General features: G+C 38.0%; 20 protein-coding genes. 10 read left to right on the top strand and 10 right to left on the bottom strand.

The features are described from left to right. Nucleotides 1-75: 75 nt before the first annotated feature. Together B5488_RS02040 and B5488_RS02035 are read right to left on the bottom strand one after the other, a co-directional pair. The gene (locus tag B5488_RS02040; RefSeq protein WP_079736496.1) at nt 76-1,323 is read right to left on the bottom strand and encodes an ATP-binding cassette domain-containing protein; all 1,248 of its coding nucleotides are present in this window, start codon (nt 1,321-1,323) and stop codon (nt 76-78) included. Nucleotides 1,324-1,336: 13 nt separating this feature from the next. Beyond that, the gene (locus tag B5488_RS02035; protein WP_079733757.1) at nt 1,337-3,169 is read right to left on the bottom strand and encodes an ABC transporter ATP-binding protein; all 1,833 of its coding nucleotides are present in this window, start codon (nt 3,167-3,169) and stop codon (nt 1,337-1,339) included. 211 nt (nt 3,170-3,380) lie between these two features. On the opposite strand from B5488_RS02035, the gene B5488_RS02030 reads away from it, so the two are divergent. After that, on the top strand, nt 3,381-4,619 hold the full coding sequence (locus B5488_RS02030) for an IS256 family transposase (RefSeq protein ID WP_079733433.1): 1,239 nt from the start codon (nt 3,381-3,383) through the stop codon (nt 4,617-4,619). Here the strand turns inward: B5488_RS02030 and B5488_RS02025 are convergent. Both B5488_RS02025 and B5488_RS02020 read right to left on the bottom strand, forming a co-directional pair. Next, entirely contained in the window at nt 4,616-4,999 is a 384-nt protein-coding gene (locus tag B5488_RS02025; RefSeq protein WP_079733756.1) for a DUF4377 domain-containing protein, read from the bottom strand. The two genes, B5488_RS02030 and B5488_RS02025, sit on opposite strands and share 4 nt — an antisense overlap. A 137-nt stretch (nt 5,000-5,136) precedes the next feature. Next, a complete protein-coding gene (locus B5488_RS02020) occupies nt 5,137-6,534 on the bottom strand; it encodes an amidohydrolase family protein (RefSeq protein ID WP_079733755.1) in 1,398 nt (465 codons plus the stop codon). A 122-nt stretch (nt 6,535-6,656) separates the two neighbouring features. On the opposite strand from B5488_RS02020, the gene B5488_RS02015 reads away from it, so the two are divergent. Further along, nucleotides 6,657-7,223, top strand: coding sequence for an RNA methyltransferase (locus B5488_RS02015; protein WP_079733754.1), 567 nt, complete (start codon nt 6,657-6,659; stop codon nt 7,221-7,223). A gap of 82 nt (nt 7,224-7,305) precedes the next feature. Here the strand turns inward: B5488_RS02015 and folK are convergent, their stop codons facing one another. Continuing rightward, nucleotides 7,306-8,439, bottom strand: coding sequence for a 2-amino-4-hydroxy-6-hydroxymethyldihydropteridine diphosphokinase (gene folK / locus B5488_RS02010; protein WP_079733753.1), 1,134 nt, complete (start codon nt 8,437-8,439; stop codon nt 7,306-7,308). Nucleotides 8,440-8,544: 105 nt separating this feature from the next. Between folK and B5488_RS02005 the strand changes: the two genes are divergently transcribed. Together B5488_RS02005 and B5488_RS02000 are read left to right on the top strand one after the other, a co-directional pair. Then, entirely contained in the window at nt 8,545-9,243 is a 699-nt protein-coding gene (locus B5488_RS02005) for a queuosine precursor transporter (RefSeq protein ID WP_079733752.1), read from the top strand. A 44-nt stretch (nt 9,244-9,287) separates the two neighbouring features. After that, a complete protein-coding gene (locus tag B5488_RS02000) occupies nt 9,288-11,969 on the top strand; it encodes an AsmA-like C-terminal region-containing protein (protein ID WP_079733751.1) in 2,682 nt (893 codons plus the stop codon). Between the two features lie 363 nt (nt 11,970-12,332). On the opposite strand, the gene B5488_RS01995 is transcribed toward B5488_RS02000, so the two are convergent. Beyond that, a complete protein-coding gene (locus tag B5488_RS01995) occupies nt 12,333-13,127 on the bottom strand; it encodes a DUF2797 domain-containing protein (RefSeq protein WP_079733750.1) in 795 nt (264 codons plus the stop codon). A gap of 109 nt (nt 13,128-13,236) precedes the next feature. Here B5488_RS01995 and B5488_RS01990 point away from each other — a divergent pair, with 109 nt between their 5' ends. Next, nucleotides 13,237-14,754: a GH3 auxin-responsive promoter family protein gene (locus tag B5488_RS01990; protein WP_079733749.1), complete on the top strand. Its 1,518-nt coding sequence runs from the start codon at nt 13,237-13,239 to the stop codon at nt 14,752-14,754. 178 nt (nt 14,755-14,932) lie between these two features. On the opposite strand, the gene B5488_RS01985 is transcribed toward B5488_RS01990, so the two are convergent. Further along, nucleotides 14,933-16,771 carry a T9SS type B sorting domain-containing protein gene (locus B5488_RS01985; protein WP_079733748.1) on the bottom strand — a complete coding sequence of 613 codons (1,839 nt, stop codon included), beginning with the start codon at nt 16,769-16,771 and terminating at the stop codon, nt 14,933-14,935. Nucleotides 16,772-16,902: 131 nt separating this feature from the next. On the opposite strand from B5488_RS01985, the gene folE reads away from it, so the two are divergent. The 5 genes from folE to B5488_RS01960 all read left to right on the top strand — a co-directional run bounded on the left by folE (nt 16,903) and on the right by B5488_RS01960 (nt 20,819). After that, nucleotides 16,903-17,580: a GTP cyclohydrolase I FolE gene (gene folE, locus B5488_RS01980; protein WP_079733747.1), complete on the top strand. Its 678-nt coding sequence runs from the start codon at nt 16,903-16,905 to the stop codon at nt 17,578-17,580. Nucleotides 17,581-17,617: 37 nt separating this feature from the next. Next, on the top strand, nt 17,618-19,108 hold the full coding sequence (gene cysS, locus B5488_RS01975; RefSeq protein ID WP_079733746.1) for a cysteine--tRNA ligase: 1,491 nt from the start codon (nt 17,618-17,620) through the stop codon (nt 19,106-19,108). Between the two features lie 102 nt (nt 19,109-19,210). After that, nucleotides 19,211-19,456 carry a membrane protein insertion efficiency factor YidD gene (gene yidD / locus B5488_RS01970; RefSeq protein ID WP_079733745.1) on the top strand — a complete coding sequence of 82 codons (246 nt, stop codon included), beginning with the start codon at nt 19,211-19,213 and terminating at the stop codon, nt 19,454-19,456. Between the two features lie 50 nt (nt 19,457-19,506). Further along, nucleotides 19,507-20,328: a prolipoprotein diacylglyceryl transferase gene (lgt, locus tag B5488_RS01965; RefSeq protein ID WP_079733744.1), complete on the top strand. Its 822-nt coding sequence runs from the start codon at nt 19,507-19,509 to the stop codon at nt 20,326-20,328. Continuing rightward, nucleotides 20,325-20,819 (top strand): DUF192 domain-containing protein, encoded by a 495-nt coding sequence (locus B5488_RS01960; protein WP_079733743.1) that lies wholly within the window; start codon nt 20,325-20,327, stop codon nt 20,817-20,819. Before lgt ends, B5488_RS01960 begins: the two co-directional genes overlap by 4 nt. Before the next feature lie 221 nt (nt 20,820-21,040). Here B5488_RS01960 and B5488_RS01955 read toward each other — a convergent pair whose 3' ends face one another. From B5488_RS01955 to secDF, 3 genes are all read right to left on the bottom strand, one after another. After that, on the bottom strand, nt 21,041-21,409 hold the full coding sequence (locus B5488_RS01955) for a helix-turn-helix domain-containing protein (RefSeq protein ID WP_079733742.1): 369 nt from the start codon (nt 21,407-21,409) through the stop codon (nt 21,041-21,043). Nucleotides 21,410-21,420: 11 nt separating this feature from the next. After that, complete coding sequence (locus tag B5488_RS01950; RefSeq protein ID WP_079736495.1) at nt 21,421-21,717, bottom strand: type II toxin-antitoxin system HigB family toxin; 297 nt, start codon at nt 21,715-21,717, stop codon at nt 21,421-21,423. Between the two features lie 196 nt (nt 21,718-21,913). After that, complete coding sequence (secDF, locus tag B5488_RS01945; protein ID WP_079733741.1) at nt 21,914-24,916, bottom strand: protein translocase subunit SecDF; 3,003 nt, start codon at nt 24,914-24,916, stop codon at nt 21,914-21,916. Nucleotides 24,917-25,074: the final 158 nt, after the last annotated feature.

Genomic DNA, 25,074 nt, shown 5'->3' with positions numbered 1-25,074 from the left:
TATTTCCCGCTAAAGTACAGAATCCCATATTTTAAAGGAAAATTATCTCTGGAAGTTATTCAATTTTTTCCACAATTATTCTACAAGAATTTCCCCTTTCGATCCATTTTTTGAAGGAATTAGCCGGTAAACTGCTTTTGGCTGCAGGCCTTTCTCTGTTCTATGCGATACAAAAACGATTGCTGTTTCACTTTCTTTTGCGATAAGATTAATTAGCGAAGTAATTTCCAGGGCGCTTTTATCGTCTAGTGAGGTGGTGGGTTCGTCTAAAATAAGTAATGGTGGGTGCTTGATCATCGCCCTGCCAATTAAAACCATTCTTTTATGCAACTCAGATAATTCTGTAAAAATTTTTCCCGATTTATTCTCCAAATTCAGGATTTTCAGCCATTCTCTAGCTAATCTTACATCTTTATCGCTCGGTTTTTGATACAATCCCACGCTATCTACCAAACCCGAAATAATCATTTCTAACACCGTATTTCTTCGGTTAAAAAGTTCGATAAGCGCTGGAGAGAAATAACCGATTTTCTTTTTAATTTCCCACACGCTTTCGCCGCTGCCCTTTTTGTTTCCAAACAAATATAAGTCTACACCATAAGCTTTTGGATTATCGCCATAAATCATAGAAAGCAAGGTGGTTTTCCCGGAACCGTTGGGCCCGATAAGTTGCCAGAAATCACCTTTTTTAATTTCCCAGCTAATATTTTCTAAAATTGATTTTCCTTCATAACTAACAGAAACATTATTCATTTTCACCAAAATCTCCGGAATTTCCTGAAAAGTTCCCGGCGCCGGCGGAATAGTTTTTATTTCTGAAAAATTGCTCACTTTTTGATTTTTCAAAAACCCTAAAGCATTTGAACTTTCTACTATCTTTTCCCCTTTAACCTTAAAAACTGTATCTACAAAAGGCAATAAATCTTCTTTGCGGTTAAAAACCTGAATGATAACAGTAGTTTTGGAAATATACTCCAACTCTTCTTCTAATTGAGCTACCGAAGCTTTATCGAGACTATCAAACGGATTGTCTAAAACAAGAAAATCAGGCTTTTGGCTAAGTAAATATTGTAAAAAAGCTTTTCTTTTTTCTCCACTGGAAAAAGTTCGTAAAGCACGATTTTCATTCGGAATTAAGGCAGAATTCCCGTGTTTATAATCTTCTTCTATAAAATCATTTAAAACGGTTTCAGAAAAAAGTAAGCCATTTTTTCCTTGTAATCCCTGGAATTCAGCTGGCGCATTACCTGCTAAAAGTTGCTTTATTAATTTTCCCTTTACTGAAAAGTCAGTTCCAAAAATGGCGTAATGTTTTAAATTCATGCTGAAATTAACTTTATTGATAACCCTGCGCCTGTAAATTGAATAATTCGGCATAGAGTTTATCGTTTTGCATCAGTTCCCGGTGTGTTCCAATTTCCAGTACGCTACCATTTTTTAAGACCATTATCCTATCGGCTATTCTTACCGTGCTAAAGCGATGCGAAATAATTACCGCAGTTTTACCTTCTGTTAATTTAATAAACCGGTCAAAAGCTTCGGTTTCGGCGCGGGCATCTAAGGCCGAAGTAGGTTCATCTAAAATTAAAACCTCAGCGTCTTTCATATAGGCACGGGCAATCGCGATCTTTTGCCACTGCCCGCCTGAAAGGTCTTTCCCTTGTTTAAAGCGTTTCCCTAATTGCTGATCGTAGCCGCGTGGCATTTCAGAAATTACCTCGTTCGCCAGACTTTTTTGTGCAGCATTGTCTATTCGGTTCTGATTTTTGATTTCTTCAATTTCACCCATGGCGATATTTTCCCGAAGGGTTAATTCAAACTTCACAAAATCCTGAAAAATCACTCCGAAATACTGCTGATATAGGGTTTGGTTGTATTCTTTTACTGGAATATTATCGAGTAAAATTTCGCCTTCCGTAGGTTCATAAAATCGAAGTAATAATTTGATAAGCGTGGTTTTCCCAGCGCCATTTTCTCCTACAAAAGCCAGTTTTTCGCCAGCTTTTAATTCAAAATTAATGTTCCGTACTACCCAGGCTTCAGATTTAGGATATTTAAAGCCTACGTTTTTAAATTCAAATCCTTTTTTAATTTTCTTCGGAAGTGGTAATTTTTCTTTCGAAGTTTCTTCGGCATATTTAAGGTCCAGGAATTCAAAATAATCCTGTAAATACAATGCACTTTCGGTAATAGCAGTAAAGCGGGTAAAAAAGCCCTGCAATTTAGATCTAAGTCTATTAAAAGAGCCTGAAAGGAAGGTAAGATCACCAAGTGTAAAAATTCCCGCCACAGTTCTAAAAACAATTAAAAGATAAGCGCCATAATAGGCTCCTGTTCCTATCACATTAAACAAAGAACCCCAGCCGGCGCGCTGTTTTGCCAACTTTTTACTCATTAAATAATAAGTATCAGAAAGATTTTTAAATCGGTCTGCCAGGTAATTTGAAAGTCCGAAAAGTTTTACCTCTTTTGCCGTTACATCACTGGCACCTACATAGCGTAAATAATCCAGTTCGCGTCGTTCTTGCGTCCAGCTTCTGGCCAGGGAATAACTGGTGCCGCTGAATTTAATTTCATTAATAATTGTTGGAACTACTGAAACTACTAATAATATAATCAACCAGGGCTCAAAGGCTACTACCCCGGCAAGCAAAGTAAAGATCACTACTAAATCTTCGGCCTGGGTGAGAATGTTAGACATTAGACCTACGCGGCCCGTGGTTTGCTGGCGGGCACGTTCCAGTTTATCGTAAAACTCGGAATCTTCCAGCTGATCCAGGTTTAATTCTGAAGTCTTTTTAATGATACGAACCGAAGTATCTATACTGTATTGATCTCCCAACAAACCATCAGTCAAACTAATCGCCCTACTCATTAGATCTGACAAAATAGCCAGACCGAATTCTGCTGCTACCAGCAACCATAATCTATCAAGGTCTTTTTCTTCTGCAGCTATCTGTAAAACCACTTCATCAATAATTAATTTCCCCACAATAAGGATAATTACCGGTAAAACAGCGTTAATAGTCCTTGCCAAAACATTAGCATAAAAAAGCAAAGGATTTACTTTCCTGATTTCCCTAAAAAACCGCGGTACAAATTTTAGGGAAGCAAAACTTCCTTTAAAACTGACTTTATTGGCTTCTAATGACTTTCTAGACCTTGGCAAGAATGATTTTTTCTTTGCAAGTTAGGCAAGATTTGAAAAAGTTTGTAATAATTGGTTAAAGATAAACACCCAGCCGAGTAAAGTAAGGGCTGGAAAAAACAAAAATATAGATTAAAGGTTGTCAACCTATACTTTCTCTTTTGACATTAGAGGGTGTAATCTCAAGTCTGTCTAGACTTTGAAAATTAAATTAAAATTTTTAGACTAGATTATGACACAAGAAGAGATTAAGGAATTAAAGGAAAAAGCATTAAAACAATTTTTATCAGGAGAATCCCTAACCGGCAAAAACGGCGCTTTTGCTCCAATGCTTAGGGAGTTTATGGAAGAGGCCCTGGAAGCAGAAATGTCTTCGCACCTTTCCGATGAAGAAAAAGGCTCAAAAGCAGGTAATAAGCGTAATGGCAAAGGCAAAAAGACCCTAAAGAGCAGCCAAGGGGACGTCACCATTAACACGCCCCAGGATCGTAACAGTACCTTTGAGCCGGAGATCGTAGCGAAACGCCAGCGTATCCTGGCCGATAATTTAGAAAAGCAGATTATAGGCATGTACGGGATGGGCAATAGCCTGCGGGATATCTCAGCTCATATAGAGGAAATGTATGATTCCAAGATATCCACACACGTTCTAAGTGATATTACGGACCGGGTGATTCCCAAGGTTAAGGAATGGCAGGATCGCCCCTTGGAGCCGGTATATTGCATCCTATGGCTCGACGCGATGCACTTCAAGGTACGCGAAGAAGGCAAAGTAAAGCACAAGGCCTTGTATAATATTTTAGGAATAAATAAAGCTGGAAGAAAGGAAGTGCTGGGTATGTATATCTCGGAAAGTGAAGGGGCCAATTTTTGGCTTCAGGTGCTGACCCAATTAAACAACCGTGGCTTAAAAGATATTCTGATTGCCTGTACGGATAATCTTACGGGCTTTAGTGAAGCCATTCATTCTGTTTATCCCAAGACTGATATTCAGCTATGTATTGTCCACCAGATCCGCAATAGTATGAAGTATGTGGCCAGTAAGGATCAAAAAGATTTTATGAAAGACCTTAAACTGGTGTACAAGGCTGACACCAAAGACCAGGCTGAATCGGCTTTACTGGATCTGGAAGAAAAATGGGGCAAAAGATATCCCATAGTGATCCGTTCCTGGAATGATAACTGGGACCGATTGAGTGCTTATTTTGAATATACCGCACCCATTAGAAAACTCATATACACCACAAATGCCGTAGAGGCTTTTCACCGGCAGGTAAGAAAAGTAACCAAGACCAAAGGCGCTTTTACCAATGATATGGCACTATTGAAGCTGGTTTACCTAGCTACCAGAAGAATTGAAAAGAAATGGAACGCCCCACTGCAGAACTGGGGTTTGGTAGTTCAACAATTAGCTATTAAATTTGAAGGTCGGCTAGAGTTGGACTTAGCCACCAATGAAACGAAAAACTAAAATTTTCTTCTCCCGGGGGTACCCCCGGGAGAAGAAGCAGACAGAGTTGAGCTAACACTCCCTGACATTACTCTTACCAGCCGATAAGAAATCGAGGAGCCATCCATAGGGGGATTTTTAATTTTTTTCTTTTTCACCTTTAGGTGATAAATATAACCGGGTTCATAATCAAAACCTTCTATGCTGTCTTCATAATAGAAAAGGCTCCAATCGTCAGTTCCTATCTGGTCTCCTTCCTGTACCAGCAGGCAGTTTCCCTCCATTTCTCCCACACATTCTTCGGTGTAGCTATTCACAACCATATCTACCACTCTTAGTTCTCCAATCAAGCTAGTACTAAAAAGTAAAAATACCAATCCCATAAGTCCGTGCTGCATCATATCATTATGTTTTTACCCAATTAAAGATAAGTGATTCTATGATTTACGAACTGGGGGTTTTCTCTTATTATATTCTAAAGTTGAATTTCAAAATAGTAAGCGAGAACTAATTACCTCTAATGTATTTCCACTTCATTCTATTGTTTAATTTCCTGAAGCATATTCTGTATATCCTCCCGGTTAATCACCTTCCCATTTTTTATCACGGCTATAATACCCTTTAAATGCTGAAGATTTTCCATAGGATTCTTTTCCAGCAGTAAAAGATCAGCAACTTTTCCTTCTTTTATACTGCCGTATTTTTCACTCATATCCATAAACTTGGGACCGTTAATTATAGAACTTTTTATGGCTTCTGCATTGCTTAAACCCGCCTCTGCCAGGGCATTTAATTCGCCGCGCAAAGATTCCCCGGGATAGACATAAGAATTAAAGGCTCCACAATCTGACCCTGCTAAAAGGCTAACTCCGGCATTTTGCATTGGCCTTATCATTCTTGTGCTAATTTCTTCCATTTTTTCCCGCATCTTACTGCCTGATGCTTTTGCCCGTTTAGCACCTTCAATTCTTCCCTGGTAAGTTTTTTGAATTCCGGGGCCAATATAATTTAACAGCGAATCTTGTTGATGATCTACATCTAAAATTTCCGCCAGGGTTTTCCCGATATAAAGTGTAGGGGTAACATATACATTTTCTTCACTCATTTTAGCAAAAACATCGTCGGCCAATTCTGGATCGTAAGTATCGATAAGCGGCTCCATCATTCCGTAGCCAAGATCGAGTTCAGTAAGACTATCGGCGGCGGGAGAACAGGCTTTTAGCGGATAATACATATGCTCGACACCATCAAGGCCAAGGGATACCGCTTTCATAAAATCGGCACTCATTGGCATATGCCCGGTGACTTTTAGGCCACGTTTTTCGGCTTCTTCGATGATCTTGTAATAATTTTCTGCGGGAAGATTTCCATCATAGGTCTTTACGTAATCTACCTCAAGGTTTTCCAGCGAATCGAGGGCTGCAACAATATCAGCTTCGCTAGTAACTTCAATAGAACCAGGCCAGGCTGGCTTATCGCCATCTAGTTTGGGACCGGAACTAAAAATTGTGGGTCCATCTAATTCACCATTAGCAATTTGATCTTTCCATTCCATTACACTCGGAGTGATATCGCCACCAGCGTCTCTTACCGTGGTAATTCCGTAGGCTAAAAAAAGTGGTAATAGATCTTTATTTTCATCTATTAAGGTATCGCCGCCTCTAAAATGTACGTGATTATCCCAAAGTCCAGGCATCACAAATTTTCCGTCGGCATCAATTAGTCTATCGGCTACAAATTGCTCCTTATCAATGCTTTTTCGAACCTCAACAATTTCTCCTTCAGAAATAAAAATTGATTGATTTTCGCTCATTTTTTCATTTTCCAAATCCAGAATTTGAGCATTATAAATCACCAGGTCGTAAGCTTTGGTTTCTTTATTATTACAGGAAGACAGTATTATTAGTACTAAAAAGAAACAGATAATTTTATTCATTTTAATTGTATTTTTGACTGAAAAGCCTAAGATAAACCAAATCTTAAAAGACTTTAGGGAATTGGCATAAAACACGAACGGAACACTTCCGAAGAAAACTTAGAAATACTATTTTTGCCGCTATGGAAAACCGAAAATTAAAAAACAGCGAACTGGACCGTAAATCAGTTGAAGAATTCAAGGAAGCTGAAAAAACGCCTATAATTGTGATTTTGGACAATATTAGAAGCCTGAATAATGTGGGTTCGGTTTTTCGTAGCGCCGATGCTTTTTTAATCGAAAAAATTTATCTCTGCGGAATTACCGCACAACCACCTCATAAAGACATCCAAAAAACCGCTTTGGGCGCGACCGAAACTGTAGCCTGGGAATATGCCGAAAACGTGCTGGATATAGTTGAGAAACTTCAACAAGAGAAAATAAAAGTTTTTTCAATCGAACAGGCTGAAGGCGCTGTAATGCTAAACGATTTTAAAGCTCAACCCGGTGAAAAAATCGCAGTGGTTTTTGGAAATGAGGTAAAAGGCGTACAGCAAAAAGTGGTTTCGGCGAGCGATGGCATAATTGAAATCCCGCAGTTGGGCAGTAAACATTCATTGAATATTGCGGTAAGTGCCGGTGTTGTTCTATGGGATCTATTCAATAAAATATCTTCCGGCAATCGCGAACAATCCTATATGAATCATTAAAATTTCGAATAACTTTAAACAGACCTCCAAGGTTTGCTATACCTTGCAGGGCATACAATGAGAAAAGTTCCCCCTTCGGGGGCTAGGGGGCTTTTTTTATTTCATCTAAAATCGCCAGATAATCGGCTCTATTATTCACAAAATCTTTTCCCGAAATATCTATAATCTGCACCTTCATATTGGTTTGGGTCTTTATAAAATTCAGGTAGCTTTTATTAATTTCCACTAAATAATCGGGCTGAATATTTTGCTCGTAATCTCGACCGCGAGTCTTGATATTTTCCAGCAATCGATCTGTATTTTGGTAGAGATAAATGTAGAGGTCTGGCTTTACCAGTTCCTTATACATTAAGTGAAAAAGCTTGTGATACAGCGCATATTCATCTTCGTGCAGCGTGATTTTAGCAAAAATCAACGATTTAAAAACATCGTAATCTGAAATTACAAAATCCTTAAAAAGATCATACTGCGCCAAATCGTCTGAAAGTTGCTGGTAGCGATCGGCTAGAAAAGACATTTCTAAGGGAAAAGCATACCGCTCTTTGTTCTCATAGAATTTTGGCAAAAACGGATTGTCTTTAAACCTTTCTAAAATGAGTTTTGCATTAAAATCTTCGGAAACCATGGTAGAAAAACTGGTTTTCCCGGCACCGATGTTTCCTTCAACCGCGATATAATTCAGTTTATTTAAATTGAAAGCTTTCTTAGGAACTTCAAGCCTTTCAGAAATCGCTTTTATTTCTGAATTGTCCTCCACCCGCTTAAGTAATTTTTCAATAGAAACTTTAAAAACGGGATGAATTTCTTTTGTAGCGATATCTGCCAAAGGAAGCAACACAAATTTTCGGTTTTGCATTGCAGGATGCGGCACTACCAAATCTGTAGTTTCTAAAATTTCATTTTCGAAAAGTAATATATCCAGATCCAGGCTTCGGTTTTGGTAATTTTTCGCATCAGAGCGCACCCGGCCGGCATCAGCTTCAATCTTTAATAATTTCCGAAGAATTTCTTCCGCAGAAAATCTGGTAGAAACAGCAATACAGGCGTTTAAAAAAGCATTTCCCTCAAAACCCCAGGCAGGTGTTTCATAAACCTGCGAAACCAGTTGCACTTCGCCAATTTCTAAATATATTTTATGCAATGCATTTTGCAGAAGCTCAAAGCGGTTACCCACATTGCTTCCCAGGGCGATATGTACTATTTTTGGGGAATTCAAACTAACTGAAGAAAATTATTAAAGCTTATCCTGTAAATTTCACAGCAAATTAAGTAAAACAAAATCACATACCCCTAATTTTGCAGGAAGACTTAAAAAATAAATTTGGCTAAACTTTTACTGAAAGACAAACTCGCAGCGCAACGTGTATATTTAATACTGGCAGGGCTTTTTATCGCCTCACTGGTTGTTTCAAATCTTATTTTTCAAAAATTCTTTTCGTGGGATTTCTTCGGAATTTACACTTTTGAAATATCTGTAGGCATTTTGCCTTATCCGGTTACTTTTTTGATCACCGATATTATTAGCGAGATCTATGGAAAGAAAAAAGCCAACCAGGTAGTAACTACGGGAATTTTTGCTTCGTTCTTTTCTTTGTTAATTATCTACACCGCAGATGCAGTACCCGCTACAGAATGGTCGCCCATAGATAACGACTTGTTCACAAAGGTTTTTGGAGCCACCACTATTGCCGTTTTCGCTTCTATGGTCGCCTATTTATTAGCGCAATATATAGATATTCACTTATTTCATTTTTGGAAAAGATTGACCAAAGGAAAACATTTATGGCTTCGGAATAACTTTTCTACCTTTCTCTCGCAGTTTGTAGATACGTTTTCGGTCTTGTTTTTGCTCTGTAGTTTTAATAAAATTGAATGGGACTTATTTGGCGCACTTTTATTTAGCGGATTTTTATTTAAAGTAATTGTTGCCGCGCTGGATACTCCCCTGCTCTATGCCGCGGTTTACGCGTTTAGAAAACGCTTTAAGCTGAAGCAAGGCGAAGAATTAAAATATAATTAATTTAAATAAACCAGCTTAATTGGTTTGAATTAAATAATATAGAAATGAAGAAAGTATTTAAAATAATCGGTATCGTATTACTCGTGATTGTAGTTATACTGGTTGTCGCACCATTTTTATTTGAATCACAAATAAAGGATTATGTGCGAAAAACCGCCAACGAAAGTGTGGATGCGCAGGTTGAATTTAGCGACATAAGTCTCAGCTTTTTTAGGAGTTTCCCTCAAGCTACCGTAGTAATTGAGAATTTTAGCGTGATCAATAATGAACCTTTTAAAGGCGATACACTTGCCATTGGGGAAGAAGCTCAATTGGAAATGTCTATTAAAGAATTATTTAAAGGTGCCGACGAGCCAAAGGTTCTGGATGATATTAAGCTGAATAATACTTTTCTAAATATTAAGGTAGATTCTTTAGGGAATGCCAATTACGATATCGCTATACAAGATACAACCGCTGCAGCTACAGATTCAGCTTCAACCGGATTTAGTTTTGATTTAAAGCATTACGAGATCAATAATTCCCGGGTGAAATATTTAGATGTAGGCCAAAAACTTTTACTGGATGTAGAAGAATTAAACCACCAGGGAACCGGAGATTTTTCTTTAGCTGAAAGTGAGCTGGATACCGAATCTACCGCATTGGTTTCTTTAGATTACGATGGCGTAAATTACCTGAACCGAAATAAGGTTTCCCTTGATGCCGTGATTCAGATGGACCTGAAAAATATGCGTTATACATTCCTTGAGAACGAAGCAATGATCAATCAGTTGCCGTTAACTTTTGAAGGATTTGTGCAGGTAAATGAAGATAATAACGAGATAGATCTAAGCTTCCAAACGCCTTCTTCAGACTTTAAAAACTTTCTAGCCGTAATTCCGGCGACCTACGCAAAAAACATAGAAAATGTAGAAACCAATGGAGATTTCATTGTAAATGGAAAAATACAGGGAATTGTAGATGATACTTATATTCCAAAAATGGATATTAAAGTGAGTTCTAATAACGCTTCTTTTAAATATCCCGATCTTCCTAAAAGTGTAGAAGATATTAATATTGATCTTCAAATTTTAAATGAAACCGGAATTTTAGAAGACACCTACCTTACTTTTGATAATGTAACCTTCAGAATAGACCAGGACAGGTTTGCCACCAACGGAAGCGTAAAAAACTTGATGGGAAATATGCTTGTAGATATGGCGCTTAAAGGCACGCTTAATTTAGCCAATCTTGAACAGGCGTATCCGCTGGAACTTGAGCAGGATCTTAACGGGGTGCTAACCGCAGATCTTACCACGCAATTTGATATGAATTCTATAGAAAAAGAACAATATCAAAATGTGAAAAGTAGTGGTACGGCCAGTCTTAGAAATTTCAGTTATAAATCGCCTGAGATTCCTAACGAGGTGAAGATCGCCAACGCCACTATGAATTTTAACCAGGGCAACGTGCGCGTACCCGAATTAAAACTCACCACCGGCCAAACCGACATCAATGCTTCGGGAAATATTGAAAACCTGATGGGCTTCCTGTTTACCGAACAGAATTTAAAAGGAAACTTCAATGTAAATTCTAATGTTTTTGCCATCAACGATTTTATGATTGCTGAAGCTGAAACCGATACAAAAGAAACTCCAGGAGAAATTTCTACTCCGAGTTCCAACGAAGCGGTAAAAATCCCTTCCTTTTTAGATACTGAAATTGCATTTAATGTAAACACCGTGATCTATGACAACCTGGAACTTAAAAACGCCACGGGAACTATTATTTTACGTGATGAAACTGCTACGTTGCAAAATATAACTACCAATATTTTCGGCGGAAATATCACCCTGGCAGGAAATGTTTCTACTAAAGGAGCAACGCCAACTTTTGATATGGACCTGGCGCTAAACGCGCTAAATATCGCTGAATCTTTTAACGGTTTGGAGATGTTACAGGGACTTGCACCGGTAGCCCAGGCATTGCAGGGTAAACTGCAAACCAATCTTAAATTAAACGGAAATTTAAATGAAGATCTTACTCCGCAATTATCAACTCTTGCCGGAAATGCACTTGCAGAAATTCTTACAGCAGAGATAAATCCTGAGAAACTCGCTTTGCTTTCACGCTTAGATCAGCAACTTGATTTTATCAATTTTAAAGATATAGACCTGGATAAACTTAAAACACGCCTAACATTTAGCGACGGTATGGTTCAAATTGAACCTTTCAATTTTAATGTAGAAGGCGTGAATGTTGAAGTTTCTGGGAGCCACGGATTTGATATGAATATGAATTACAATCTTAACCTCGATGTGCCAGCCAGAATGTTAGGCAGCCAGGTTGGAAACGCGCTTAGCAAGTTAAGTGGGGATGAAATACGAAATATGATGGTTGCACTGCCAATAGGCTTAAAAGGAACTTTTCAAAATCCACAAATTAATGTGAATATGCAACAAGCAGTTACTAACCTTACCCAAAGGATTGTTGCAAAGCAGAAAGAAAATCTTCAGGAAAGAGGTCAGGATGCGATTAGGGATATCATTAATAAACAAACAGGAAATCGAAACCAACAGCAACAAAAACCCGATACTACTGCTGTACAGGATTCTACACAAACCCAGGCTCCAAAAACCGAAGAAAAACCTAGAAGCCAGGAAGAGGAAGTTAAAGATGCGGCCAAAGATATTTTAGGAGGCATCCTGAGAAAAAGTAAGAAGAAAAAAGATACTACAAGTAACTAAAATAAAACCCTCACAGTTTCCAGTATTTTTTTTGGAAATTGTGAGGGTTTATAATTCCTCGTCATCGCGAGGAGACTATAGTCGCCGCGGCAATCTTTCAATTAATAGTTAAAATCTAGAGATTACTTCTCCCGATAAAAATCGGGAGAAGTAATGACGACTATAATCATGAAAAAATATTAAGATTCCTCTTTCAGTGAAAATTTTTAAAAAATCGTCATTGTGAAGAAGGAACGACTGAAGCTATCTGTAAATCCAATGATTACTTATCCCGTTTTCATAGGATTCTAACGTGTTTTAATTATCCTCATGTTAGATGCTGAAATAAATTCAGCATGACGTGCTTCTATCAGATTTATTCAATTAAAGTACACCTAACTCCACTACAAAACCTTCGTGGGCTCGGACGTTGAAAACGGTGCCGTCTTCAAAAATTAAGTATTGCCCTTTAATTCCTTTTAAAACGCCTTCGTAAAAGGGATTTTTACCCAAATTCAGGGTTTTTATTTTCTTTGGAAATTCCAGAACGGGGAATTCAATTTCCAGTTCTTTTCTATCACCCAGGTAATATTCTTTGGCTTCTTGAGGAATAAAATCTTTGAGCTTATCGCGTTCGTCAGCAAGGTTTAAATCTAAAACTTCGTTGGTCAACATTTTTCGCCAATTGGTTTTATCAGAAACGTGACTTTTTAAGGCTACTTCGGTGATTCCGGCGAGATACCTATTGGGAACTTCAACAATTTCAATAGCTTCATGTGCCCCCTGATCTATCCAACGGGTGGGAATTTGTGTCTTTTTAGTTACTCCAACTTTTACATTACTGGAATTGGCCAAATAAACCACGTGCGGCTGTAATTGCGCCTGTTTCTCAAAATCCAGGTCGCGGTCTTCTTCATCTAAATGCGCTTTACTCAATTCCGGGTTCATAATCCAGTCACCGGCTTGCGGGATAGAAGTAAAACAATCGTAACAATAGCCCTGGCGGAAAATCTTCTTTTGCAGTCCACAATTTAAACATTGAAAACGAAGAAAATTAAGACTTATTTTCTTCCCGAGAATCTGGTTCATATTAATAAAATCGTCTTCAAAAATGAGGTAATATTGTACCTTATCGGTAATCTCAGTTCTCATTTTTCTAAACACCCCTTCGTATCTCATCTTTTTTTCCCTATTTTTAACCGAAGTTGATTTGTAAGCTTCGAAGTTTAAATTAATTTTAGCCAGCCAACCAGCTGAAGCATGTCAGCGCGTAAAGATATAAAGAATAATGCCAATTCCATTAGTAAACTCCATTGCTTCGTGGTTCCTCAAGAAGCGAATTCATCAAATGGAGTTGTTTATAAAATACCCTCACGAAGTTCAGCACGAACTGCTTAGACACCTGCTTTCCAAAGCAAAAAACACCGAAATTGGTAATAAGTATGGCTTTTCAGAAATTAAAACCCATAGTGAATTCGCGAGGCGCGTTCCTATTCAACAATATGAAGATTATCAGGCTTGTATAGAACGTAGCCGGAAGGGCGAAACCAATATTTTTTGGCCCACGCCTATAAAATGGTTCGCCAAGTCTAGTGGTACCACCAGCGCAAAAAGTAAATTTATTCCGGTTAGCGAAGATTCTCTTGAACATTGTCATTACAACGCAGGCAAAGACTTGCTTTGTATGTATTTAAATAACAATCCGCAATCCCAGTTATTTACAGGGAAAAGTTTAAGACTGGGCGGCAGCAAGGAGATTTACAAAAATAATGGCACGGCTTACGGCGATCTTTCGGCAATTCTAATTGCGAATATGCCGTTTTGGGCTGAATTTAGCAGCACGCCCAGCAACGAAGTTTCCCTAATGAACGATTGGGAAGTAAAAATGCAGGCTATTGTTGATGAAACCATTAAAGAGAATGTGACCAGCCTGGCGGGTGTACCCAGTTGGATGCTCGTTTTACTCAATAATATTTTAGAAACCAGCGGAAAAGAAAACCTGTTTGAGGTTTGGCCAAACCTTGAAGTTTATTTTCACGGCGGAGTAAGTTTTGATCCTTACGCACCACAATACCAAAAGATATTACCCAAAGAAGATTTTAGATTTTACGAGATTTATAATGCTTCAGAAGGATTTTTTGCCTGCCAGGATCAAAATGATTCCAAAGAACTTTTACTGATGCTGGATTACGGAATTTACTACGAGTTTATTCCTATGAATATCTATGGAAGTGAAGCTGAAAAGGCAATTCCCCTTGCGGAAGTTGAAACCGGTAAAAATTATGCCGTGGTAATTACTACCAACGCCGGTTTATGGCGCTATAAAATAGGCGACACCGTTAAGTTTACTTCTATAAGTCCTTACCGAATAAAAGTAACCGGCAGGACCAAGCACCACATTAATGTTTTTGGGGAAGAATTAATTATTGAAAATGCTGAAGCCGCCTTAAAAAAGACTTCCCTGGTTACCAATTGCGAAATTGTAGATTATACCGCAGCGCCTATTTTTATGGAGGGAAAGGAAAAAGGCGCCCATGAGTGGATTATAGAATTCAAAAATCCGCCGCGAGATTTTGATAAATTTAAGTATGAACTCGATTTAGCCTTGCAACAGGTAAACAGCGATTATGAAGCAAAACGCTATAACAATATGACGCTGAATATGCCGAAAATTCACCAGGCACGCCAAAAATTATTTTACGATTGGTTAAAGAAAAACGATAAACTAGGCGGGCAGCATAAAATCCCAAGGCTTTCTAACTCCAGAAGTTATGTGGAGGAGTTATTGGAGATGAATTATTTGTAATACAAAAATAAACAGCTCCCCTCCTTTTAAAGGAGGGGAATGAATTCAGCTTTAGCTGAAGAAAGGGGTGCTTAAAGATTTAATAATTAAAATAGAATTTTTAAAAATTACCCCTCCGGCCTGCGGCCACCTCCCCTTGAAAAAAGGTGAGGAGCTCTTTTATTTTTCTATCAACTTATTATCTTTTCAAAGTAAAATTAGTTCCATAGTGATCGCTGGTGCCGTTTTGCATTTCAAACTCCACTCTAAACCAGTAATCGTCTGCGGGTAAAGTTCTACCATTATAGGTACCATCCCAGCCTTCACCGTTGGGAGTTAATTCTTTAATTAATTTTCCGTAACGATCAAAAACATAGAGTTTTTTAATCTGAATTTCAGCAGTATTTTCAATATTCCAGGTATCGTTATAACCATCAGAATTTGGAGTAAAAAATCGTGGATAACCCACCAGGTAAAATTCTTCAGAAGTAGTAATTCCGCAGCCATTAATTTCACGAGCACTAATAGTGTGGTAACCAGGATCTAAATTCCTAAACACCGCACTTTCCTGCCAGGCACCATTATCGGCGCGATATTCATAGGTGGTTTCACCTCCTATTCCCTTAGTAGCTTCAGCGTTAATTATATAACCGCCGGTAAAATCGCTGCCTTCAATCTCAACCAAAACATTTTCAGGCCGGGAATAAACTAATAAAGCGGTGGTGAACTCTATGTTACAGCCAGAGCGGTTATCGGTAACAATGAGAGTTACATTATTAAAATTTGGAGTTTCAGTAAAATTCAACACTGCTTCGGTACTAATTGTATTTCCTTCAGCTATCCATTCGTATTCATAATCGGCTCCTAAATCTTCGCCAATCCCTTGTTGGGCAAGCACAGTTCTATCCAAATCTACACAAACCACACTTTCTTCAGGTAGAAAATTTTCGGGTACAAAAGTTAGTTCTACACTAAAAAAAACTTCCTGTGAAACACAGCCACTTTCCACACCTTCTACCTGCGCAAAAATCTCCCTGGATTCTTCAACCGGAAAAGCCGAGGGATTAGAAATAGAGTTTTCATCTTCAATATCTTGTGCCGTTTCATAAAAATTAACCCGATAATCTTCTTCGGAAGTATTTCCGTTAAGAATTTGGGCTGAAGCTGAAGTTAAATCTATAGTGGTTTGATTTGGATCACAGATATAAAGATCATCTGGAACATTAGCTACGGGCTCATTATAGAATTTTATTTCAATTTCATCTTCATCGGCCTGGCCTGTTATATTTTCATATACTATTACTTTATAACGGCCCGAATCGGTTAGCGTTAAAGTAGGATTTTCTTCATTAGCAATTATTTCAAAATCATCTGTAGTTTCGTTAAATTGAAACCACTCATAACGCTCCACCCCTTCTGTGGTTGCATCTAAAGTTGTTTCATCCTCACCACAAAGAAACCTGTCGGGACCCAGCACTTCGTCTAAAATTCCACAATCTGTAGAACCAGAAGTAGCCTGATCGGAGTTTGTTTGGCGCAAACTTATAAAACCCGGCAACTCTTCGTAATTTGTAATCAAAACCACATAAACCTGGCCTGCTTCTGCATTAGGAATATACATTTGTTCTACCGTATCGGGTTCGTAGCTACAGTCTACAATATTTAATTCGCTTAAAGAATCGTCGGTACAATAATCCTCGGTTCGTTCAAAAGGCCCCCATACAATAAAATCTACATCGTACTGAGAACCGCCACCATTTTCATTTTGAAATTGAGAAATATTAAACCGAAGATTTCCAGTTTCTTCTACCTGTAAATAAAACCAGGCGGGATAAGGCTGTGATAGCAAACAACCGTAATCTGGCCCCGGCTCACCGTTTACGATACTACTATTTGTTGAGTTTGAATTAGGAAAAACGAGCTCCTCGTCCCCGGCGCAAAATGGATCTAAACTCTCACAAGAACTACCCTGGCCAAAAACACTAAAACTCCCGTAAAGAAAGAAAATACAAAAAAGAAGTAGGGATTCTTGTTTCATAATAGGTTTAAGAAGTTACAAAATAACAAATATCTATTTAAACCCCGGCTTTTATGATTACATAAAAACCTATTAAATATGTATCTTTGCAAGCCAAACAATCGGTTTACGACTATTATTGTAAAAACGGTATGAAAATAGACAAAATTTTGAATGAAATTGATGAGCAGGGAGATGCCCACGTAGGCACCAGTGCAGAAACCCCTCTTCGTGAAGATGCTTTTGAATTGAGCGATATTGAAAAAGTAGCGCTCATCAATAAAGATGTAAAAAAAATCATGGAAACTTTAGGCCTTGATCTTACTGATGATAGCCTAAAAGGAACTCCACAACGGGTAGCAAAAATGTTTGTAAATGAAATTTTTGCAGGCCTGGATCCTGAAAAAAAACCCATTGCATCTACTTTTGAAAACAAGTATAAATATGGTGAAATGCTGGTAGAAAAGAACATTACCGTTTATTCTACGTGCGAACACCATTTACTTCCCATAGTTGGAAAAGCCCACGTGGCCTATATTTCTAAAGGTCGCGTTATCGGACTTTCTAAAATGAACCGAATTGTAGATTATTTCGCGAAAAGACCACAGGTGCAGGAACGAATGACGATGCAAATTGTTCAGGAATTACAAAAAGCCCTGGGTACGCCAGATGTTGCCTGTGTGGTAGATGCCAAGCACCTTTGTGTGAACAGCCGCGGAATTAGAGATATAGACAGCAGCACGGTAACCAGTGAATTTGGCGGAGCTTTCAAGGATAAATCTGTAAAAAGAGAATTTCTTGACTATATAAAACTTGACACTTCTTTTTAAAAATTTCTATTTCTTAATAACCAACAACTAACTATCTATGGCGCTTTACCAGGAACAAAGCTTGAAAATGTACAATTCTATGAGCGGGGAAAAGGAAGTCTTTGAACCCATAAACGAAGGAAACGTTGGAATGTATGTTTGCGGCCCCACTGTTTACAGTAATGTTCATTTAGGTAATTGCCGAACTTTTATCTCTTTTGACCTGGTTTTTCGTTACCTGAAGCACCTGGGATATAAGGTAAGATATGTTAGAAATATCACCGATGCCGGTCACCTGGAAAACGACGCTGATAGCGGAGAAGATAGAATTGCCAAAAAAGCCCGTTTAGAACAAATAGAACCTATGGAAGTAGTGCAACGCTACACCATAGATTTTCATAATATTCTACAGAAATTCAACAATTTACCGCCAAGTATAGAGCCTACGGCTACAGGCCATATTGTTGAACAAATCGAGATCGTTAAAACCATCATTGAAAAAGGTTTTGCTTACGAGGTAAATGGATCGGTTTATTTTGATGTAAAGAAATTTAATGAAACCAACCACTACGGTAAGTTAAGCGGAAGGGATATTGAGAATATGGTCGCTAACACCCGCGAACTTGCCGCACAGAGCGATAAGAAGAATCCGCAGGATTTTGCGCTTTGGAAAAAAGCCGAACCACAGCATATTATGCGCTGGCCTTCGCCCTGGAGCGATGGTTTTCCCGGCTGGCATTTAGAGTGTACCGTAATGAGTACAAAATATTTGGGTGAAGAATTTGATATTCACGGCGGCGGAATGGATCTAAAATTTCCGCACCACGAATGTGAAATTGCCCAGGGAGAAGCTGCTACCGGGAAAAATCCGGTGCATTACTGGCTGCACGCCAATATGCTTACTTTAAACGGTAAGAAAATGGCAAAAAGTACCGGAAACAATATTCTTCCGGAAGAAATTTTCTCCGGAAATAATGACATTTTAGACAAACCATTTTCACCAAATGTGACACGATTTTTTATGCTTCAGGCGAATTACCGCAGCATTCTGGATTTTTCAGATGAAGCATTAAAAGCAAGCGAAAAAGGTTTTAACCGATTAATGGATGCCTATCACGCGATAGATGAGCTTCCCGTTTCAGATAAATCTAGCGTAGATATTAAGAGCTGGAAACAGTCTTGCTACGACGCGATGAACGATGATTTTAACAGTCCGATTTTAATCGCTAAACTTTTTGATGCGGTTAAAATGATTAACAACATCAAAGAAGAAGCGGTCACAATTATTACGGAAGATAAAGAGGAACTACAAAAAACAATGTCGGCTTTTATGTTTGATGTTTTGGGACTTCTGGATAAGGTTTCAGAAAACAACGATACTTCAGATAAGCTTTCTTCAACAATAGACCTACTTATTAAACTAAGAGCTGAAGCCAGAAACAATAAAGATTTTGCTTTAAGTGATCAAATTAGAGATCAGTTACAGGAAATGGGAATTCAGCTTAAAGACGGGAAAGAAGGCACCACTTTCACTATTAAGCCAGCATGATGCTGGACGCAAAAGTGGCAAAAATTAGAGGAATGATTAAAAATCTATGCTGAATTCCAAGGTTTATGCCAAAATTATAAACATCTAAAAACAGGAAAAACAATGCTTAAAAAATGGTTGGCATATCCGTTTATCCTGTTGGTAAAATTTTACCAGAATTTTATTTCCCCACTTACACCGGCAACTTGTCGCTACACCCCAACATGTTCGCAATACAGTTTAACGGCACTACAACGCTTTGGCATTTTTAAAGGTGGCTGGCTTAGCTTAAAACGTATTTTTAGCTGCAACCCGTGGGGCGGAAAAGGCTACGACCCGGTTCCCGAAAAAACAGAAACCAAAATATAGGGCAACTACTTGCAAATATGTATCTTTACCCTACTAATCAATTTTAATTTATGCTTTTTAACGCAATCACCTGGAGCCCTTCAGAAGGTTTAGACTTAGGTTTTTTTACCCTTCACTATTACAGTTTAATGTTTTTGATAGCCTTCGGACTTGGCTGGTACATTATGAAAAGCATTTTTGTGAGGGAAAAAGTCTCGATAGAGAAATTGGACTCCCTTTTTATTTACACGGTTTTAGCAACATTAATAGGCGCAAGATTAGGGCACGTGATTTTTTATGATTGGGATTATTTTCAAAATCATTTATTAGAAATATTCTTACCGGTTCGCTTTGAGCCCGAATTTGAATTTACCGGCTTTAGAGGCCTTGCCAGTCACGGTGCAGCTATTGGGATTATTATCGCTATGTACCTTTACCGTAAACGTGTTTTAGACAAACCCGTGCTTTGGGTTTTAGACCGAATTGTTATTCCAGTAGCCAGTGGTGCCATTTTTGTAAGAATAGGGAATTTTATGAATTCTGAAATTATAGGAAAACCAACGAACTCAGATTACGGAGTGGTTTTCGCAAATTTAGGAGAAACTTTTCCGAGGCATCCAGCCCAGTTATATGAATCTTTTTGCTATTTACTTATCTTTATATTGCTATGGTTTTTATACTGGAAAACCGAAAAACGCCATAAAGTAGGTTATCTATTTGGTCTTTTCCTTGTTTTACTTTGGACGGTAAGATTCTTTGTTGAATTTGTAAAGGAAGCCCAGGTAGAAGAGCGTACCACCTGGTTATTAAATACCGGGCAATGGCTTAGTATTCCGTTTATAATTGCAGGATTATACTTTATGTATCGTCCCACCAAACCAAGAACTGTATGATACGTAAATCCATAATTTTATCGGCTGTTTTAGCGGCTTCTTTCTTATCTGCTTGCAAAGACGATAACACTACTGAAGCACCCATAGAAACGGAAGAAATCACGTTCACCAAAGAAGGGGAAGCAACTTTGCTTAAGCCTAATGGAGATACTATTCAGCAAATTGATATTGAAATTGCCGATAACGCCTATGAAAGGGAAACGGGTTTAATGTACCGCGAGAGTATGGAAGACGAACAGGGAATGCTTTTTATTTACAATAATGAAGCGCCCAGGTCTTTTTATATGAAAAACACTTATATAGCCTTAGATATTATTTATTTCGCTTCAGATAGTACTGCGGTGAGTTTTCAGAAGAATGCTCAGCCCCAGGATGAAACTTCTTTACCATCTCGAGAACCGGCTCAGTTTGTTCTTGAATTAAACGCCGGACTTGCTGACGACTGGAATATAGAAGTAGGTGATAAAATAGATTTTCAAAGGATAGATTAGGTTTTTAATCTAGCTTGTTTATTTACTAAATTAGCTCAGCACAGGGATTTTTTATAGTCTTTTGTAGTTTTGAACCATTACTGAATGATCCCGGTTATTGGCCAGTTGGGAGTAAGGGAACGCGGATTTGTCGGCTTAATATTAGTTTGTTGATCAAGTTAACTATTTTCTTCCTAGCGCTACCACCTATATGCAGTGAACCGTTGTTCTATGCAGGTTTTTTATTTCGTTAACTGGTAATTAGTTACTAAAACAGAAGCGGAAATATGTAGGATTTTTTCAAGTTCTCTAATCATATCTACTGACAATCTTTTCTTTTTATTCAGGATTTCTGAAACTCTACTCTTTCCTCCAATTACTCCAACTAAATCTTTTTGTTTTAGATTCATTTCTTTCATTCTGATTTTTATTGCTTCAATAGGGTCAGGAGCATCAATTGGATAATGTTCATTTTCGTAATTGTCAATCATCATAGAAAGGATCTCCGCTTCATCCCCCTCCTCAGAATCAGTTGGAGCATCAAATATTACTTCTAGCCTTTCTAAAGCTCTCTCGTAATCCTCTTCGTTTTTTAAAGGTTTAATTTTCATAGCTCTAATTTTTAAATTGTGTTAGCATCTATTTTATCATATTCTGCATGTGTACCAACAAATCTTATAAAGGCCCACTGTCTTTCATAATTGAATTTCACAATTAATCTATATGAGTTTCCTTTAGTATTAAAAACAACTCTACTATCTTTTAAAATGCTAGCATTTATATAAGTTTTCTTCACATCATTTGGAGAACTCCAATTGGAACTTTTAGTTGTTTCGTGCCAGGTCTTTAAATATTGTTCTGAATCAGAATGCTTTTCCCAGAATTCTCTCAATGTCTTTTTTGAAACTATTCTCTTCATTATAAAAAATCTAAAACAAAGATAATTAAAGTTCTCTATTTTAGAACTTTTCAGAAGAAAAAAAATTGCACTGGGGCTTCCCAATTTCACGGTAACAAGGTTTACGCAATCAAAAACCTGGTTTCAACAAAACCAAGCCATAAAAAAAGCGCCCCGAATAGGAGCGCTTTTTACTTTATATATTTCCGAAGAAATCTTAAGCAGTAGTTGCTTCAGAATCTTCTTCAATTTTTTTCTTCTTTTCGATCTTAGATTTATCGGTCACACTGTCAAACATAACAGGTGTTGCGATAAATAAAGAGGAATAAGTACCTACAATTACACCAATGATCAAGGCGAACATAAAGCCTCTGATGCTTTCCCCTCCAAAGATAAAGATAGCAAGCAGCACGATTAAGGTGGTAAGCGAGGTGTTCAATGTACGGCTAATAGTACTATCTAAAGCGCTATTCACAGTTCTACCTAAGGGCCAGCTGGTATGCTCGTTTACAAATTCCCTAATCCTATCAAATACAACCACGGTATCGTTTAATGAGTAACCAATTACCGTAAGTATTGCAGCGATAAATGCCTGGTTAATTTCCATACTAAATGGCATCACTTTATAAAGAAGTGAGAAAATACCAAGCACTATAATAACATCGTGTGCTACTGCGGCAACGGCACCAATACTAAACTGCCATTTTCTAAATCGCAGTAAGATGTATAGGAAAATAACCACGAGCGATCCTAAAATTGCCCAGAGTGAATCATTTTTAATATCATCGGCAATAGTTGGGCCTACTTTCATAGACTGCATAATACCGATTTCCTTTTCGGCACCGCCAGTAGTAAACTCATCGAAAGTAAGATCGGCAGGAAGATAAGATTGTAAAGCAGAGAACATAGATTCCTGGATCTCGTTATCTACTTCAGTGCTCTCTTCATCTACTTTATATTTTGTAGTGATTTTTAACTGATTATTTGGTCCGAAAGTTTTTGCTTCGGCACTTCCAAATTCAGCAATAAGATCCTGTTCAACATCGGTTGGATTAACATCTTTATCAAAACGCACAGTATAAGTTCTACCTCCAAGAAAATCAACTCCCTGATTTAATCCCTGAACTAACAATGAACCAACACTTAGAATAATTAAAATTCCGGAGATTACATAAGCTACCTTACGTTTCCCAAGCCAATCAACTTTTACATTTCTGAAAAGATTTTTGGTTGCACCGGTAGAGAATTCAAGTGATTTCCCGTTTTTACCATATCCATCTATAAATAACCTGGTGATGAAAATTGCAGTAAATAAAGAAGTTGCGATACCTATTAATAAGGTAGTGGCAAAACCTTTTATTGGGCCTGTACCTAAGATCAATAAGATAAAACCAGTTAAACCGGTAGTAATATTCGCATCTAAAATTGAAGAAAGCGCATTATTAAATCCGTCTTTAATAGCATCTTTCTGCATTTTACCTTTAGCAAGTTCCTCACGGATTCTTTCAAAGATAAGTACGTTTGCATCTACCGAAATACCAATGGTTAATACAATACCGGCAATACCAGGCAATGTTAACACAGCTCCTAAACCGGCAAGAATTCCGAAGATAAATAAGATGTTTACTGCAAGGGCTACATCGGCAAAAATACCGGCCTTACCGTAGTAGAAAATCATCCATATCAATACAAAAATAAGCGCGATTCCGAAAGACCAAATCCCGCTGTCTATAGCTTCCTGACCTAAACTTGGTCCTACAATTTCACTCTGAATAATATCTGCGGAAGCAGGAAGTTTACCTGCTCTAAGCACATTGGCCAAATCCTGACCTTCAGTAATACTAAAATCTCCACTAATTTCGCTTCTTCCACCTGAAATAGGCCCGGTTGAAACTCCGGGAGCTGAATATACTGTATTATCTAAAACGATAGCTATGTTACTCTGTTGCGTTGAAGCCTGGCCGGTCATTTCTTCCCATAGCTTAGCTCCTCTTCCATCCATTTGCATAGAAACTGCAACACGGCCCATTTGGTCGTAAGTTTGTTGCGCATCTGTAATCACGTCTCCACTAAGTGGTGGCTCCATGTTACGATTACCCTTTAATGCATAAAGACCAACTACACCTTCTTCGTCTTCCGGGATTCCCCAGGCAAATTTAGCGTAACGTTGTTCTCCAGTTAGAATAGACCTAACCTGGGACATTTCAAGATAATTATTAACTTTTGCGGTATCCTGTACAGAAAAATATGCTATTACCGGACCTCCCTGGAAGCCTGGACCTTGCACCAATTCAAATAAAGGATTGTTTCCTGTAGCTACTTCGGTAGTATCATCTTCACTTTCAGCAAGAAGTTCGTCTATATCACTATCGCTTTCTGTTGCTGTAGTATCAGTTTCAGTTTCTGCTTCATCTTTATTTACAACATCCTTAAGAACATTATTAGCCTGAGCAAGGAAATTACCTAATTCGGTGTTTTTGTAAACGTGCCAGAATTCAAGTTGTGCAGTACTCTGCAGCAAACCTTTTACCCTGTTAATATCTTTTGCGCCCGGTAATTCAACAAGAATTCTTCCTGAATTTCCTAAACGCTGAATATTGGGTTGGGTTACCCCAAACTTATCAATACGCTTTCTTAATACTTCAAAAGCCGAAGTAATAGATTCATCAACCTTTCTTCGAATAACGGTTTCGACCTCGTCATTAGACATATCAAAATTGATGTCGTCGCTTAAGGTTTTATTAGCAAAGATATCTGGAGATGCAAGTTCAGCATCGGGAATATCATTAAAAGCTTCAAAGAAAAGATCAATATAATCATCCTGGCTATCTTTAGAAGCTTCATCAGCTTCAGCAATGGCCTGGTTAAAAGCAGGATCGTCGGTATTATTAGCTAATCCGGCAAGAATATCTTTAACCGAAATTTGAAGAATTACGTTAATCCCTCCTTTAAGGTCAAGCCCTTTATTTAGCTCCTTGTCTTTCGCGTCACTGTATGTGATGCCGGCAATTACCTCATTATTCGCTACCGAATCTAGATACCTTTCTTCTTCAGCATCTCGCAACGCCGAATAATCTTCTACATTTTCGCTAATTCTTTGCGTGGCAAAATCTTCAGCTTCACTTTCTACACTATTCGTAATAAAAGTAAAAGACAACTGATATATACATACCAGCCCAAATAAAATTGCAAAAACCTTAATCAGTCCTTTGTTCTGCATTATTCCTTAAGTTATAATTAATTAGGTCGATTTTAAAAACGGACAAATATAGGGTTTCAAAAATGAAATGCCAACAATTTTTTTTTGAATAATTTAACTTTTAAACATAAAAAAGGCCGCAAGTTTTGCGGCCTTTTTTAACATATATTCAAGTTTAA

Source organism: Salegentibacter salegens, from assembly GCF_900142975.1.
In the GTDB taxonomy this organism is placed as follows: domain Bacteria; phylum Bacteroidota; class Bacteroidia; order Flavobacteriales; family Flavobacteriaceae; genus Salegentibacter; species Salegentibacter salegens.
The sequence above is the reverse complement of the archived record's forward strand: the minus strand, read 5'-3'. Positions and strand labels throughout refer to the sequence as shown.